Raw genomic sequence first — 16974 nt, 5'->3', positions numbered from 1 at the left:
CGGGCAGCGCCTTGCGGTCCAGCTTGCCGTTGGGAGTCAACGGCAGCGCGTCCACGACCACCACGGCCGCGGGCACCATGTACTCCGGCAGCCGCGCGGCTACGGCATTCTTCACCTGGCTCACATCGACGGGACCGTCGGGCACGACGTAGCCGACCAGGCGCCGGTCGCCGGGCCGGTCCTCCCGGATGACGGCGGCGGCGCCGGCCACGTCCGGGCACGACGTCAACGCGGCCTCGATCTCGCCGAGTTCGATGCGGAAGCCGCGGAGTTTGACCTGGTCGTCGGCGCGGCCCAGGAACTGCAGCGTGCCGTCGGCGTTCCACCGCACCAGGTCCCCGGTGCGGTACATCCGCGACCCGGCCGGCCCGAACGGATCGGCGACGAACCGCTCCGCGGTCAGCCCCGGCCGGTTCAGATACCCGCGCGCGACCCCCACCCCGGCCACGTACAACTCACCGGGCACCCCGGGCGGCACCGGAGACAGGCCCCCGTCCAGGACGTACACCCGCACGTTCCCGATCGGCCGGCCGATCGGCGGGACCACGGCACCCGACAACGGCCCGCTCATGGTCGCGCAGACCGTCGCCTCCGTCGGACCGTACGCGTTGACCATCCGCCGCCCCACGGACCAACGCCCGGCAACATCCGGACCGCAGGCCTCGCCGCCCACGACCACCGTCATCGACGCCGGAACCCGCGCCACGTCCAGCAACGGCAACGCGGACGGCGGCACCATGCAGTACGTGACCCCCGCATCACACAGCACCCTCGTCAGCGCGGCACCAGGAGCCAACTCCCCTGCGTCGGCCACCACCAGCGCCGCGCCCGACAACAGCGCCAGACTCCAGTCCCACGTCGCCGCATCGAAACTCGGCGACGCGAACTGCAACACCCGGCTGCCCGGACCCAGCTCCAACTCCGGGCCCGAGGACGCCACCAGGTTCACCAACCCGGCATGCGCCACCACCACACCCTTGGGTACACCCGTCGAACCGGACGTGTAGATCACGTACGCGGGGTGCTCGGCACGCAGCGCCCCCCGCCGGTCGGCATCCGCCGGATCAGCCCCCGACAAGCCCGCAAGGCGGCCTTCGACCTCCGGATCGTCCAGGGCGACAACGGCATGCTCACCCACGGAGTCGGGGACGAGTCCGGCCGTGGACATATCGGTGAGGACGGCCGTCGGCCGTGAGTCCTCCAGCATGAAGCGCACGCGCTCCACCGGATACTCCACATCCACCGGCAGATACGCCGCTCCCGCCTTCCACACCGCAAGCACCGCGACGATGAGCTCCGGTGACCGCGGCAGCGCCAGAGCCACCAACTGCTCCGGCCCCACTCCTCGTTCGACCAGCAGCCGCGCCAGCCGGTTCGCCCGCGCGTTCAACTCGCCGTACGTGTACACGGCGCTGCCGTCCCCCGACAGCACCGCCACCGCGTCCGGCGCCTCGGCCACCCGTGCCTCGAACACACCCGGCGCCGTGCCCTCCGGCACCTCCGTCACCGGGCCACGGCCCCACTCCCCCACCACACGCTCACGCTCGGCGGAGGCCAGCAGGCTCGCCGCGCCGATCCGCTGCTCGGCATCCTCGGCCACCGCGGTCAGGAGCCGTACGAAGCGGTCGAGGAGCGCGTCCGCGTCCGGGCTGGTGTAGCTGTCCGTGCGGTGGTCGAGGCGCAGCCGGAGCTGGGGGCCGGGGACGACGACGAGGTTCAGCGGGTAGTGAGCGCCGTCGTGGCCCGTGGCTCCGGTGACCCGCAGACCGAGGGTCTCGTCGACAGGCTGAGCGGTACGGTCGACCAGGTAGTTCTCGAAGGCGACGACGGTGTCGAACAGGTTGCCCGGACCGGCTGCCCGCTGGGTCTCCGTCAGAGCCAGGTGCTGGTGGGGCAGCAGGGCGCCCTGTTCGGCCTGGACGCGTGCGGCGAGGTCCGCCCATGTGTCCGCGGCGTCCATCCGTACCCGGACCGGCACGGTGTTGATGAACAGGCCGATCATGTTCTCGATACCGGGGATCTCAGGCGACCGTCCCGAGACCACGGCACCGAAGACCACGTCGTCCTGGCCGGTCATCCGGCCGAGGAGCACACCCCAGGCGCACTGCACCAGCGTGTTGAGGGTCACGCCGGCGCGGCGTGCCTGGGCGTCGAGTGCCGCCGTGGTGTCCGCGTCCAGGTGGGACACCAACCGCTCGGGCAGGGGCGCGGGCCCCGGTTCCTGCGAAGGTGCGGCCGCCAGATACGTCGGTTCGGCCCCTGCCATCGCCTGGGCCCAGGCATCGAGCGCCGCCGTCCGGTCACGCCCCGCGAGCCAGGTCAGGTAGTCGCGGTAGGGCGTCGTTCCCGGCAGGGCGGAGTCGTCTCCTCCGGATGCGTAGATCCGGTACAGCGCGAGGAGCTCATTGATGTGGAGGGTCGAGGACCAGCCGTCCGTGAGGATGTGGTGCTGGGTGATGACCAGGCAGTGGCGTTCTTCGCCCAGGCGCACCAGGGCGAACCGCATGAGCGGTGGCTGCGCCAGGTCGAAGCGCCGTGCCCGCTCGTCGGCCAGGAAGGCGTCCAGTGCGGCATCGGCGTCGGGGCGTGCGGACAGGTCGACGTCCTGCCAGGGGAGCTGCGTTCCGTCCTCGATGATCTGAACCGGTCGGTCCAGGCCCTCGTGGCGGAATGCCGCTCGCAGGTTGGGGTGGCGTTCCAGCATGCGCTGTCCCGCTGCCCGCAGGGCCTTGCCGTCCACGGAGCCGTCGAGGTGCAGTGCCGTCTGGACGGTGTAGACGTCGGGGCCCGCGCTGTCGGAGAGGGCGTGGAAGAGCAGCCCTTCCTGCAGTGGCGACAGCGGCCAGACGTCGGCCAGTTCCGGGTAGTGGTCCTCGAGTTGGGCGATCTGCTGGTGGGTGAGGTCGACGAGATCGAGGTCGCTGGGGGTCCGGCCCGCGGGTGCGGGGCTTTCGGCGTGTGCGCCGAGGGCGCCGAGCGCGGCCAGCCAGGCCTCGGCGAGGCCCTGGACACAGTCGCGGGTGAAGCGGGCCTCGGGCCACTTGAAGGTGGCACTCAGTTCGGAGCCGTCGGGAGAGTCGACAGTGACGGCGTTGATCTCCAACGGGTGCGGCGCCTGCATGCGGGGGTCGAGGCCACCGAGCAACGGGTTGCCGGGCACCTGCTGCCAGTCCGCGGTCGTGGTGTCGGCGCCCGGCACGGTGAAGCGGCCGAGGTAGTTGAAGGCGACCTGGGGGCACGCGAGTTGGGCGAGGGCGGGGGCGGTCTCCGGGTTGAGGTGGCGCAGCAGTCCGTAGGCGAACCCCTTGTCGGGGACGGCGCGGAGCTGCTCCTTGACCTGTTGCAGCGCACGGCCGACCGCAGGCCCGCCGGTGCGGAGGTCGGCGGCCGGTACGGTTCCCGGGTCGAGCCGGACCGGCGCCATGCTGGTGAACCAGCCGACGGTACGGGCGGTGTCGGCGCCGGGGAAGGCGTCCTGGCGGCCGTGTCCCTCCAGGTCGATGAGGGTGGCGGTGTGCCGGGGATCGTTGCGCCAGGCGGCGAGGGCGACGGCGAGCCCGGTCAGGAGCACTTCGTCGGTGGTGGAGTGCAGCGTGGTGGGCACACGGGTCAGCAGGGCCTCGGTGAGCTCGGCCGGGACGGTGACGCGCAGCGAGGCCAGGGTGTCGGCGGTGTCGGGCGACGCGGGCCGTTCGTCGGCGGTGTCACGCGACGCGGGCCGGTCGGCAGTGTCCTGCGTGCCGAGGCACGGTTCGGTCGGGGACAGCATCTCGGTCCACTGCGGCAGCGACGCGGTGCAGTGGGGCTCCCGGGCCAGCTCCGTGAGCCTGCGAGCCCAGTGCCGGAACGACGTGCCGACCGGCGCCAGCTCCGGTGCGTTCCCGGCGAGTACGGCCGCGCCCGCGACAGCGAGGTCGGGCAGGAGGATCCGCCAGGAGACGCCGTCCACCACCAGGTGGTGGATCGTCAGCAGCAGTCGGCCCGGCTCCTCGGAGCCGTTGTCGAACCAGACGGCCTGCAGCATGACCCCGTCGTGGGGGGCGAGCCGGTCTCGTGCCTGCTCCGCGTGGTGGACGAGGAGTTCACGCCGACGCTCGTCGTCGAGACCGGCGGTCACCACCTGGCTGAGGTGCGGCTCGACCGGCGCCGCACCGGCCGGCGGGACGTGGAGCGCCCAGTCGGCGTGGACGGTGTCGTCGTCGGAGGCCGGTCGTACGAGGCGGGCCCAGTCGGCGTGGACGGTGTCGTCGTCGGAGGCCGGTCGTACGAGGCGGGCCCGCAGCATGTCGTGGTGGTCGACGAGCGCCTGCAGTACGTCGCTGAGCTGTGCGCGGCTGATGCCGCCGGGCACCTGCACCAGCATGGACTGGTGAAAGGCGTCGAAGGGGTGGCCGGGTTCGAGGAGCCAGTGCATGACGGGCGTGAGCGGCACCAGGCCGCTGCCGTCGTCCGCCTCCGGTGCGCCGCCGCCGTCCGCCGACGGCTGCGCCCTGCGGGCCAGTGCCTCGGGTGTCTGGTGCTGGAAGATGTCGCGGGGGGAGAGGTCGAGGCCGTGTTCGCGGGCTCGGCTGACGAGGACGATGGAGCTGATGCTGTCGCCGCCGAGGGCGAAGAAGCCGTCGTCCACGCCGACCTGGGCGGGGTCCAGGCCGAGGACGTCGGCGAAGAGGGTGGTGAGGGTCTTCTCCTGCGGGGTGCTGGGGGCGCGGGTGGGGGTGGTGCTGGTGTAGTCGGGCGCGGGTAAGGCCTTGCGGTCCAGCTTCCCGTGGGGAGTCAACGGCAGCGCGTCCACGACCACCACGGCCGCGGGCACCATGTACTCCGGCAGCCGCGCGGCTACGGCATTCTTCACCTGGCTCACATCGACGGGACCGTCGGGCACGACATAGCCCACCAGGCGGCGGTCGCCGGGCCGGTCCTCCCGGATGACGGCGGCGGCACCGGCCACGCCCGGGCACGACGTCAACGCGGCCTCGATCTCGCCGAGTTCGATGCGGAAGCCGCGGAGCTTGACCTGGTCGTCGGCGCGGCCCAGGAACTGCAGCGTGCCGTCGGCGTTCCACCGCACCAGGTCCCCGGTGCGGTACATGCGCGACCCGGCCGGCCCGTACGGATCGGCGACGAACCGCTCCGCGGTCAGCCCCGGCCGGTCCAGATACCCGCGGGCGACACCGACCCCGGCCACGTACAACTCACCGGGCACCCCGGGCGGCACCGGAGACAGGCCCCCGTCCAGGACGTATGCCCGCACGTTCGCGATCGGCCGGCCGATCGGCGGCACCACGGCACCCGACAACGACTCGCTCAACGTCGCGCACACCGTTGTCTCCGACGGACCGTACGCGTTGAACATCCGCCGCCCCGCGGACCAGCGTTCCACGACCTCCGGACCGCAGGCCTCACCGCCGACGATCAGTGTCAGCGTGCCCGGCAGATCCTCCTCGGACATCACCCGCAGCACCGACGGCACCAGCGTGCAGTGTGTGATCTCCTCGTCCCTGAGCAGAGCGAGGAGGTCGGGCCCGGGCGTGAGCCGGTCCGCGTCGGCGAGGACGAGCGCGCCGCCCGTCAGCAGGGCCGTGAAGAACTCCGACGCGGCGGCGTCGAAGCTGGGCGACAGGAACTGCAGCACCCGGGAGCCGGCACCGATCCCCCACTGCTCGCTCTGCGCGAGCGCAAAGTTGGCAAGGCCACGGTGCGGGACGGCCACGCCCTTGGGGGTGCCGGTGGAGCCCGAGGTGTAGATGACATACGCCGGGTGGGCGAGGTCCAGGGCGGTGACCCGGTCGGCGTCGGTGAGATCGGACGCGTCCAGGCCGGCGAGGCGCTCCTGGACCGCGGGGTCGTCGAGGACGAGGACGGCCGCGCCGTCCTGCTCCGACAGGAGTTCACCGGCGCTGGAGTGCGCCAGGACGAGGCTGGGCCGGGCGTCCCGCAGCATGAAGCGGATGCGGTCGACCGGGTAGGTCGTGTCCAGCGGCAGATAGGCGGCGCCCGCCTTGAGCACGGCGAGCAGCGCGGCGATCAGGTCCGGGGACCTGGGGACGGCCAGGGCCACGATCTGCTCGGGGCCGACGCCCTGCTCGACCAGGAGCCGGGCCATTCGGTTGGCGCGGGCGTTGAGGTCTGCGTACGAGATGTGGACGCCGTCGGCGATGAGCGCGCTCGCGTCGGGTGCGGCCGCCGCGCGTGCCTGGAACAGTTCGGCTGCGGTACCGGCCGGCAGGGGCGTGGCGGTGTCGTTCCACTCGTGGAGGACCAGGCGCCGCTCGTCGTCCGACAGCAGGTCGAACGTCCCCAGGCGCCGCTCCGGGTCGGCGGCGGCGCTCTGGAGGATGCGGATCAGCCGCTCGGCCATGGCGGTGACCGTGCCGTGGTCGAACAGGTCGGTGCGGTACGAGATCACGCCGCTGATCCCGCCGGTGGCGCCGCCGTCGTCGTGCTGTTCGGCGAGGCTGACGGACAGGTCCATCCGGGCGGCCTGGAGGCGGACGGGCTGGGGGGTGGCCGTCAGCCCGCCGAAGTCCGGTGCGGTACGGGGGGTGTTGTTGAAGGCCAGGGTGACCTGGAAGAGGGGGTGGTGGGCGAGGGACCGGGTCGGGTTGACCGCTTCGACCAGGCTCTCGAAGGGGATGTCCTGGTGGGCATAGGCACTCAGGTTCGTCTCGCGGACGCGGTCGAGGAGTTCGGTGAAGGTGGGGTCGCCGGACAGGTCGGTGCGCAGGACGAGGGTGTTGACGAAGAAGCCGACCAGGTCGTCGAGCTCCTCCTCACCACGGCCGGCGACCGGCGTGCCGATGGGGATGTCCGTCCCCGCGCCGAGACGGTGCAGCAGCACACCCAGGGCCGCCTGCAACACCATGAACACCGTCGTGTGCCGCGACCGCGCAAGCCCGGTCAGCGCGCGGTGCAGTTCGGCGTCGATGTGCACCGGGACGGCACCGCCCTCGGTCCCGGCCTGTTCCGGGTAGGGGCGGTCGGTGGGCAGCTCGAGGCGCTCCGGCAGCCCGGCCAGGGCCTTTCGCCAATAGTCGAGCTGGGTGGCCAGCACACTGTCCGGGTCGTTGTCGTCGCCGAGGAGCTCGCGCTGCCACAGGGTGTAGTCGGCGTACTGGACCGGCAACGGCTCCCACACCGGAGCCCGGCCCGCACATCGGGCCGCATAAGCCGTGCTCAGATCGCGGGCCAGCGGACCCATCGACCAGCCGTCCCCGGCGATGTGATGGATCACCAGGACCAGCACATGCTCGTCCACGGCCTCATCGACGGTGAACAGGGCCGCGCGGACGGGCAGTTCGGTCGCCAGGTCGAACGCATACCGCACCGCGCGGTCCACCGCCCCGGCCAGCTCCGCCTCGGCGACCGTCTCGGCCTCCATCACCGGCCGCGCCTGGCCGGCCGGACGGATGTCCTGGTACGGCCGGCCGTCCACATCGGGGAAGACGGTCCGCAGCGCCTCGTGCCGCGCCACCACATCTGCCAGCGCCGCCCGCAGCGCCTGCGCGTCCAGCACACCCGACAGCCGCAGCACCACCGGCACGTTGTACGTCGGGCTCGGCCCCTCCAACCGGTACAGGAACCACAACCGACGCTGCGCAAACGACAACGGCACCATGTGTTCTCGCGTTCCCCTCTGTCACAGCAGCAGCTCCAGCGCCGGTATGTCCCCGCGCGACGTTTCTCCGGATCCTGATCCGGAAGGCTCAGGTCACCCGGACATGGCCACCAGGACGCGGCGCGGTCCGGTGTACGGACGGCGTCCGTGCGCCACGGCCACGTTGTCGATCAGCAGCAGATCGCCGTCGTACCAGTCCACGTTCACGGCCGCGTCCAGGCCGTTGTCCCGGACGTGTGCCACGTACTCGTCGGGAATGGGCGTGCCGTCGGCGAAGGTCACCGACTGCGGCAGCTCGTCCTGAGGCATCAGCTCGGAGAGCATCGCCGCGGTGTCGGCGTCGAGACCGGCGAGGTGCCACTGGTCGAACTGGTTGAACCAGACCTCGTCGCCGGTGACCGGATGCCGGACGGTGGCCGGGCGCAGCTGCGTCAGCCGGATGCCGCCGTCCGCCTTCCACTCCCAGGTGACGTCGGCGTCCGCGAGATGCGCCTCGACCTCGCCCTTGTCGGAGGTCTCGAAGGTGTCCTGCCAGCTCCTGCCGAAACCGGCTCCGCTGTGCAGGTTCTGCGTGTAGCGGATCCCCTTGCTGAAGGCGGCCCTGACCTCGTCGTCCAGCGAGTTCAGCCACACCGTGCCGTCGACCACGGGGGTGGCGCCCCCGGTAGTGGGCCGGCGCTCGCAGTAGAAGGCGAGCCGGGACGGCCAACGGCGGGCGTAGGAGAGCTCGTTGTGCATCGAGATGGTGAACTCGGCCGGGTACTCGGTCGAGGTGTAGACGTTGCTGCCGACCTTGGTGCGGGGCGAGTTGCCGTGGATGTAGGAGAGGCGGTTCGGCAGCAGCAGGTCGAGCGCCGAGTCGACCTGCTCCTTCGAGGTGCCGAAGCCGCGGAAGACGAGGGCCTTCTTCGCCAGCAGCCGCTCCTGCGTCTTTGTCGTGTCGCTGATCGCCGCCAGCAGGCCCTCATGGTTCGCCGCCACACCGGCGGTGTCCGGCGTCACCACATGAGGCGTCCAGTCGCTCGACTCGCTCACGCCACTTCTCCTCTGTTCCCTGTGCCTTTCGGCGCTACGGATGTCCGGCTCGTTCTGTTCCCGGCCCACCGGCCGGGTTGCGCTCATGTCGTCTCGCGCGACCGCGGTCGCAGCTTGGGCCTGGCCCGCCCCGGGCTCTTGAGGTTCTCGGCCAGCTCCGCCACCGTCGGCTTGGTGAAGACCGTCCGCAGGTCGACCTCCGCACCCACGACGGTGCGGATGCGCCCGATGAGGCGCGTGGCGAGCAGCGAATGACCGCCGAGCTCGAAGAAGTTGTCGTCGATACCGACCGACTCCAGGCCGAGGGCCTCGGCGAAGAGCCCGGCGAGTGCCTCTTCACGGCCGTTCCGCGGAGACCGGGTCGAGGTGCCGGCGCCGGTGTGGTCGGGCGCGGGCAGCGCCTTGCGGTCCAGCTTGCCGTTGGGCGTCAGCGGCAGACCGCCCAGGGCGACCACGGCCGTGGGCACCATGTACTCGGGCAGGCTGCGCCCCAACCGGGTCCGCACGTCCTGCTGATCGAGGACCGCGCCCTCCTCCGCCACCGCGTACCCGACCAGACGGTGGTCGCCGGGCCGGTCCTCACGGATCACCACCGCGGCCCCGGCCACTCCGGGACAGGCTGCCAACGCGGCTTCGATCTCGCCGAGTTCGATGCGGAAGCCGCGCAGCTTGACCTGGTCGTCGGTGCGTCCCAGATAGCGCAGGGTGCCATCGGCGTTCCAGGACGCCAGGTCTCCGGTGCGGTACATGCGCGCACCGGCTGGGCCGTACGGATCGGCGGTGAACCGCTCCGCGGTGAGGCCCGGCCGGTTCAGATATCCGCGGGCCAGTCCCGCCCCCGCGATGTACAGCTCACCGGGCACTCCCGGCGGCACCGGACGCAGCCCCGCATCCAGGACGTACACCCGTGTGTTCGCGATGGGCCAGCCGATCGGCGGGGCGATGTGGGGGTCGCTGTCCGTGGTGCAGGGGTGGAACGTGACGTCGACCGTCGCCTCCGTCGGCCCGTACAGGTTGTGGAGCTGCGCGGGCAGCACGGAGTGGAAGCGCGTCACCAGATGGGCGGGCAGCGCCTCGCCACTGCAGAACACCCGCCGCAGGGACACACAGCGCTCGGCCGACGGTTCGCTCAGGAACGCGTCGAGCATCGACGGCACGAAGTGCACCGTGGTGACGCCCTCGCTCTCCACGAGTCCGGCCAGGTACCGGGCGTCCTTGTGCCCGTCGGGCTTCGCCAGGACCAGGGACGCGCCCTGCAGCAGCGGCCAGAAGAACTCCCATACGGAGACGTCGAATCCGGCCGGTGTCTTCTGCAGTACCCGGTCGTCGGCCCCGAGCCCGTACTCGGACTGCATCCACCGCAGACGGTTGACGACTCCGGAGTGCGGGACGGTGACGCCCTTGGGGGTGCCGGTGGAGCCCGAGGTGTAGATGACGTACGCCGGGTGGGCGGGGTCGGGTGCGGTGGCCGGGTCGGTGGTGTCGAGTGCGGCCAACCGGGCCTGGAGAGCGGGGTCGTCGAGGAGGACGGTCGGGGTGTCCTCGGGCCAGAGGGCGGAGGTGGTGGTGTGGGTCAGGACCAGGGTGGGTCGGGCGTCCTCGACCATGAACCGGATCCGCTCCACCGGATACCCGGTGTCGACCGGCAGATACGCCGCCCCCGCCTTGAGCACCGCGAGCAGCGCCACCACCAGCTCCGGTGAGCGGGGCAGGGCGAGGGCGACGATGTGCTCGGGGCCCACGCCGTGCTCGGTCAGCAGCCGGGCCAGTCGGTTGGCGCGGGTGTTGAGGTCGTCGTAGGTGGTGTGGGTGCCGTCGGCGATCAGGGCGGTGGCGTCCGGGGTGGCGTGGGCCTGGGCCTGGAACAGCTCGGGCACCGTGGCGCAGGGAACGGGTGTGGCGGTGTCGTTCCACTCCTCGAGCACCCGGTGCCGCTCGCCCTCGGACAGGAGGTCGACCGAACCGACGCGCCGGCCGGGATCCTCCGTGACCGTGCGCAGCACCTGAAGCAGCCGCTCCACCAGGGCGGTCACCGTGTCCTGCTCGAACAGATCGGCGCGGTACGCGACCGATCCGACGATCCCGTCGGGGGAACCGTCGCCGCCGTGCCGCTCGGCCAGGTGCACCGTCAGGTCCATCCGCGCCGCCCCGATACGGGCCTCCTGCGGAGTCGCCTTCGCCCCGGCGAAGGAGAGCTCGCCACGCGGGTTGCTGTTGAAGGCGAGCATGACCTGGAAGAGGGGGTGGTGTGCCAGGGACCGCGTCGGGTTGAGCGCCTCCACCAGGCCCTCGAAGGGCACGTCCTGGTGGGCGTACGCATTGAGGTCGGTCTCGCGGACCCGGTCGAGGAGTTCGGTGAAGGTGGGGTCGCCGGACAGGTCGGTGCGCAGCACGAGGGTGTTGACGAAGAAGCCGACCAGGTCGTCGAGCTCTTCCTCACCGCGGCCGGCGACCGGCGTGCCGATGGGGATGTCCGTCCCCGCGCCGAGACGGTGCAGCAGCACACCCAGGGCCGCCTGCAACACCATGAACACCGTCGTGTGCCGCGACCGCGCCAGGTCGATCAGCGCCCGGTGCACCTCGGCATCCACCCGCACCGACACCGCACCGCCCTCATACCCGGCCTGCTCCGGATACGGACGGTCCGTCGGCAGCTCCAGACGCTCCGGGACCCCCGCCAGGGCCTCACGCCAGTAACCGACCTGCGCGGCGAGCAGGCTCTCCGGGTCGTTCTCGTCGCCGAGGAGCTGGTGCTGCCACAGGGTGTAGTCGGCGTACTGGACCGGCAACGGCTCCCACACCGGGGCCCGGCCCGCGCGCCGCGCGGCGTAGGCCGCACTGAGATCGCGGGACAGCGGGCCCATCGACCAGCCGTCCCCGGCGATGTGGTGGATCACCAGGACCAGCATGTGCTCGTGCTCGTCGACGGTGAACAGCGAGGCGTTCAGCGGCAGTTCGGTCGCAAGGTCGAAGGGGTGACGCACGGCGCGGTCCACCGCCGCTGCCAGGTCAGCCGCGCGGAGCGTCTCGACGGTCAGGTCGGGGCGGGCCTCGGCGGCCGGGCGGACGTGCTGGTACGGCCGACCGTCCACCTCCGGGAAGACCGTGCGCAGGGCTTCGTGCCGCGCCACCACATCACCCAGCGCCGCCCGCAGCGCCTCCGCGTCCAGCACACCGGAGATACGGAGCACCGCGGCACCGTTGTACGTCGAGCTGGGACCCTCGAGCCTGTGCAGGAACCACAGGCGGCGCTGCGCGAACGACAGCGGCATCCGCTCCGGACGCGCCACGGGCACGATCGGCGGGCGCACCGTGGTGCTGCCGCCGAGCAGCCGGGCCAGGCCCGCCACCGTGGGGGATTCGAAGAACGCCTTGATGCCGAGTTGCGCGCCCATGGCGCTGCGGATGCGGCCGATGACGCGGGCGGCCAGCAGGGAGTGCCCGCCGAGGTCGAAGAAGTCGTCGTCGACGCCGACGCGGTCGGGGTCGACGCCGAGGACCTCGGCGAACAGTCCGGCAAGAATCTCCTCGCGCGCATCACGCGGAGCCCGCACCGCCGATGCCGACGTACCGCTGTAGTCCGGTGCGGGCAGCGCCTTGCGGTCCAGCTTCCCGTTGGAGGTCAGCGGCAGCCCGTCGAGGACGACGACCGCGGACGGCACCATGTACTCCGGCAGCCGCTCCGCCAGGTGGCTCTGCACCTCGGCGGGGTCGACACTCCCGTCGGTCTCCGGGACGACGTAGCCGACCAGGCGCCGGTCCCCCTCCTGGTCCTCGCGCACCACCGCGGCCGCCTGCGCCACCTGGGCGCAGCCGGTCAACGCGGCCTCGATCTCGCCGAGTTCGATACGGAATCCGCGCAGTTTGACCTGGTCGTCGGCGCGGCCCAGGAAGACGAGGGTGCCGTCGCTGTTCCAGCGCGCCAGGTCACCGGTGCGGTACATCCGGGAACCGGCCGGCCCGTACGGATCGGCGACGAACCGCTCGCCGGTCAGTCCGGGCCGCCGCAGATAGCCCCGCGCCAGGCACACGCCCGCCACATACAGCTCGCCGGGCACTCCGGGCGGCACCGGACGCAGCCCCGCGTCCAGCACATACACCCGGGTGTTGGCCATCGGGCGCCCGATCGGAACCGGCCCGTCCGGCAGCTCGTCGCCCGGCTCGATCCTGAACTCGGTGCAGTTCACCGAGGCCTCGGTCGGGCCGTACACATTCAGGACGGTCACGTCCGGATGCCCGGCGCGCCACTTCCGCAGTGTCTCGCCGAGCAGCGCCTCACCGCCGAGCAGCAGTTCCCTGCGCGGGGACACCTCCTCCGGCAGGCCTGCCAGCAGCGCCAGGTGGCTGGGCGTGGCCTTGAGGAAGTCGCAGCCGAGGGAACGTATCTCCTCGTTGTCCCCGAGGCCGTCCCGCAGCTCCGCGAGGACCACGCGGCCGCCCGAGACGAGCGGGGTGAAGAGCGCGGTGATCGAGAGATCGAAGGAGAGGGACGTGTGCAGCAGCGCCACGCCCTGGGCCCCCGGGTAGCGGCGGCTGGTGTCACGCAGGTAGTCGACCACCGCCACGTGCGGAACGGCGACGCCCTTGGGGATGCCGGTGGAGCCCGAGGTGTAGATGACGTACGCCGGGTGGGCGGGGTCCAGGGGCGACCTGCGGTCGGCGTCGGTCGGGTCGGTGGTGTCCCGTGCGGACGACTCGCCCTGGAGGGTGGGATCGTCGAGGCAGAGGGTGGGGGTGTCCTCGGTCCAGAGGCCGGAGGTGGCGGTGTGGGTCAGGACGAGGGTGGGGCGCGCGTCCTGGACCATGAACCGGATGCGGTCGACCGGATACTCGGTGTCGATCGGCAGATAGGCGGCACCCGCCTTGAGCACCGCGAGCAGCGCGCTGATCATCTCCGGCGAGCGGGGCAGGGCGAGGGCGACGATGTGCTCGGGGCCCACCCCGCGTTCGATCAGCAGCCGGGCCAGCCGGTTGGCGCGGGTGTTGAGGTCCTCGTACGTGAGGTGAACGCCGTCGGCGACCAGGGCGGTGGCGTCCGGAGTGGCCTGGGCCTGGACCTGGAACAGCTCCGGGAGTGTGCCGGACGGGGCGGACACAGCGGTGTCGTTCCACGCCCGGAGCATCTCTTCCTGCTCCGCGGCCGACAGCAGATCCACCGATCCCACGCACTGCTCGGGGTCGTCGAGGAGGCCGGCCAGCGCCTGGCGGAACCAGCGGCCGACGGCCTCGATGCGTTCCCGGGAGAACCGGGCCGCGTCGAACTGAATGGCTCCGTCGATCCCCTGCGGCTCACCGTCCGGACCGAACCGCTCCCGCAGGGTCAGGGTCAGATCCCGGCGCGCTGCCCGGGTGTTCCAGGAGGAGGTCTCGACGGTCAGACCGGGGATGTCGAGCTGCTGCCCCTCGTGGTTCTGCAGCGTGAGCATCACCTGGTACAGCGGCTGATGGTCCGTGGAACGGGTGGGGTTGAGCGCCTCCACCACACTCTCGAACGGTACGTCCTGGTGGGCGTAGGCGTTGAGGTCGGTCTCGCGGACCCGCTCCAGGAGTTCGGTGAAGGTGGGGTCGCCGGACAGGTCGGTGCGCAGCACCAGGGTGTTGACGAAGTTGCCGACGAGGGTGTCCAGTTCCTGCTGCGGTCGACCGGCCGTCGGCGTGCCGATGGGGATGTCCGTTCCGGCGCCGAGGCGGTGCAGCAGGACGGCGAGGGCGGACTGCAGCACCATGAACACGGTGCTGCGATGGCCTTTCGCCACCCGGACGAGGTCCGCGTGCAGATCCGCCGCCAAGGACAGCTCCGCCACTTCCCCTCGCCGGTCGCCCTCTGCCTTCCCGGCGAGGTCGGTGGGCAGCTCGATGCGGTCGGGGAGGCCGCTGAGGGTGTCTTTCCAGTAGCTGATCTGGGTGGCGAGGACGCTGTCCGGGTCGTTCTCGTCGCCCAGCAACTCGCGCTGCCACAGGGTGTAGTCGGCGTACTGGAGCGGCAGGGGCTCCCATGTCGGGGCCCGGCCCGCGCGCCGGGTCGCGTACGCGGTGCTCAGGTCGCGGGCCAGGGGGCCCATCGACCAGCCGTCTCCGGCGATGTGGTGGATGACCAGGACCAGGACATGCTCGTCCGCTGTGTCGTTGAGGGTCAACAGCGAGGCACGCAGGGGGAGTTCGGTTGCGAGGTCGAAGGGGTGGCGCACGGCGCGGTCCACCGCGCCGGCCAGCTCCGCCTCGGTGAGCGTCTCGACGGTCACGTCGGGGCGGGCTTCGGCGGCCGGGCGGATGTGCTGGCGGGGCCGGCCGTCGATGTCGGGGAAGACGGTACGCAGGGCTTCGTGCCGTTCCACCACGTCATTGAGTGCGGTGCGCAGGGCGTCCGTGTCCAGCGCGCCGGACAGGCGCAGCACCACCGGCACGTTGTAAGTGGGGCTGGGCCCCTCAAGGCGGTGGAGGAACCACAGGCGGCGCTGGGCGAAGGACAGCGGCATCGGCTCCGGGCGCGCCACGGGTACCAGTGCCGGTCGGCCGGCCGGGCTCGTGGTGGCCTGCACCACCTGGGCCAGGGCGGCGACCGTCGGTGCCGCGAACAGGTCCCGGATCGCCAGATCCGTTCCCAGCACCGCGCGTACGCGGCCGATCAGGCGCATGGCGAGCAGCGAGTGCCCGCCCAGCTCGAAGAACCCGTCGTCCACGCCGACCTGGTCGAGGCCGAGGACCTCGGCGAACAGCCCGGCCAGGATCTCCTCACGCGCATCACGCGGAGCCCGCGCCGACGATGCCGACGTACCGCTGTAGTCCGGTGCGGGCAGCGCCTTACGGTCCAGCTTGCCGTTCGGCATCAACGGCAGCGCATCCACGACCACCACGGCCGCGGGCACCAGGTACTCCGGCAGACGTCCGGCCAACTGGCCGCGTATTGCGGCCGGTTCGGCGCCGCCTGCGGTTTCGGGCACGACGTAGCCGACCAGACGCCGGTCACCCGGCCGGTCCTCCCGGATGACGGCGGCGGCGACGGCCACGCCCGGGCACGACGTCAGCGCGGCCTCGATCTCGCCCAGTTCGATACGGAAGCCGCGCAGCTTGACCTGGTCGTCGGCACGCCCCAGGAACTGCAGCGTGCCGTCGCTGCTCCACCGCACCAGGTCCCCGGTGCGGTACATACGGGAGCCGGCCGGCCCGTAGGGATCGGCGACGAACCGCTCCGCGGTCAGCCCCGGCCGGTTCAGATACCCGCGGGCCAGCCCAGCTCCCGCCACGTACAACTCACCAGGCACCCCGGGCGGCACCGGAGACAGGCCCCCGTCCAGGACGTACGCGCGCACGTTCCCGATCGGTCGGCCGATCGGCGGGACGACCGCGCCGGAGAGAGGCCGGCTCAAGGTCGCGCAGACCGTCGCCTCCGTCGGACCGTACGCGTTGACCATCCGCCGCCCCACGGACCAACGCCCGGCAACATCCGGACCGCAGGCCTCACCACCGACGACCACCGTCGTCGACGCCGGAACGTCGGCCGCGTCCATGACGCTCAGGGCGGACGGCGGCACCATGCAGTACGTCACGCCCGCGGCACGCAGCACACGCGTCAGGGCCTCCCCCGGCGCCAACTCCTCTGTGTCGGCCACCACGAGGGCCGCGCCCGACAACAGCGCCAGGCTCCAGTCCCACGTCGCCGCATCGAAACTCGGCGACGCGAACTGCAACACCCGGCTGCCCGGACCCAGCCCCAACTCCGGGCCCGAGGACGCCACCAGGTTCACCAACCCGGCATGCGCCACCACCACACCCTTGGGCACACCCGTCGAACCCGAGGTGTAGATGACGTATGCCGGATGCTCGGGGTCCGGCGCGGTGGCCAGGCCGGCCGTCTCGGCATCGGCCAACCGGTCCTGTACGGCGGCATCGTCGAGGAAGGCGGTGGGGGTGCCGTCCGCCCACAGGCTGGCGAGGGTCGTGTGGCTCAGGACGAGCGCTGGGCGGGCGTCCTCGAGCATGAAGCGGATCCGCTCGGCCGGGTAGCCGGTGTCGATCGGCAGATACGCCGCCCCCGCCTTCCACACCGCAAGGACGGCAACAATCAGCTCCGGTGAACGAGGCAGCGCCAGAGCCACCAACTGCTCCGGCCCCACACCCCGTTCCACGAGCAGCCGCGCCAGCCGGTTCGCCCGCGCGTTCAGCTCACCGTACGAATACACCGTGCTGCCGTCCGCCGACAGCACCGCCGCAGCATCCGGTGTCTCAGCAACCCGCGCCTCGAACAGAGTCGGTGCCGTGCCCTCCGGCACCTCCACCACCGAACCGCTGCTCCACACCCCCACCACACGCTCACGCTCATCGGC

The 16974-nt window shown here is 71.8% G+C and carries 3 protein-coding genes; all 3 read right to left on the bottom strand.

The window, feature by feature from the left end:
• The coding region (locus ACFV7R_RS45275) for an amino acid adenylation domain-containing protein (protein ID WP_385276146.1) at window positions 1–7615 on the bottom strand (7615 nt) is incomplete at its 3' end.
• Window positions 7616–7708: 93 nt separating this feature from the next.
• Complete coding sequence (locus ACFV7R_RS45270) at window positions 7709–8650, bottom strand: TauD/TfdA family dioxygenase (protein ID WP_385276143.1); 942 nt, start codon at window positions 8648–8650, stop codon at window positions 7709–7711.
• Window positions 8651–8733: 83 nt separating this feature from the next.
• Window positions 8734–16956 (bottom strand): amino acid adenylation domain-containing protein, encoded by an 8223-nt coding sequence (locus ACFV7R_RS45265; protein WP_385276140.1) that lies wholly within the window; start codon window positions 16954–16956, stop codon window positions 8734–8736.
• Window positions 16957–16974 lie beyond the last annotated feature (18 nt).

The organism is Streptomyces sp. NPDC059866 (assembly GCF_042731325.1).
GTDB lineage: Bacteria > Actinomycetota > Actinomycetes > Streptomycetales > Streptomycetaceae > Streptomyces > Streptomyces flavusporus.
This window is presented reverse-complemented; position numbering and strand designations above follow the sequence as displayed.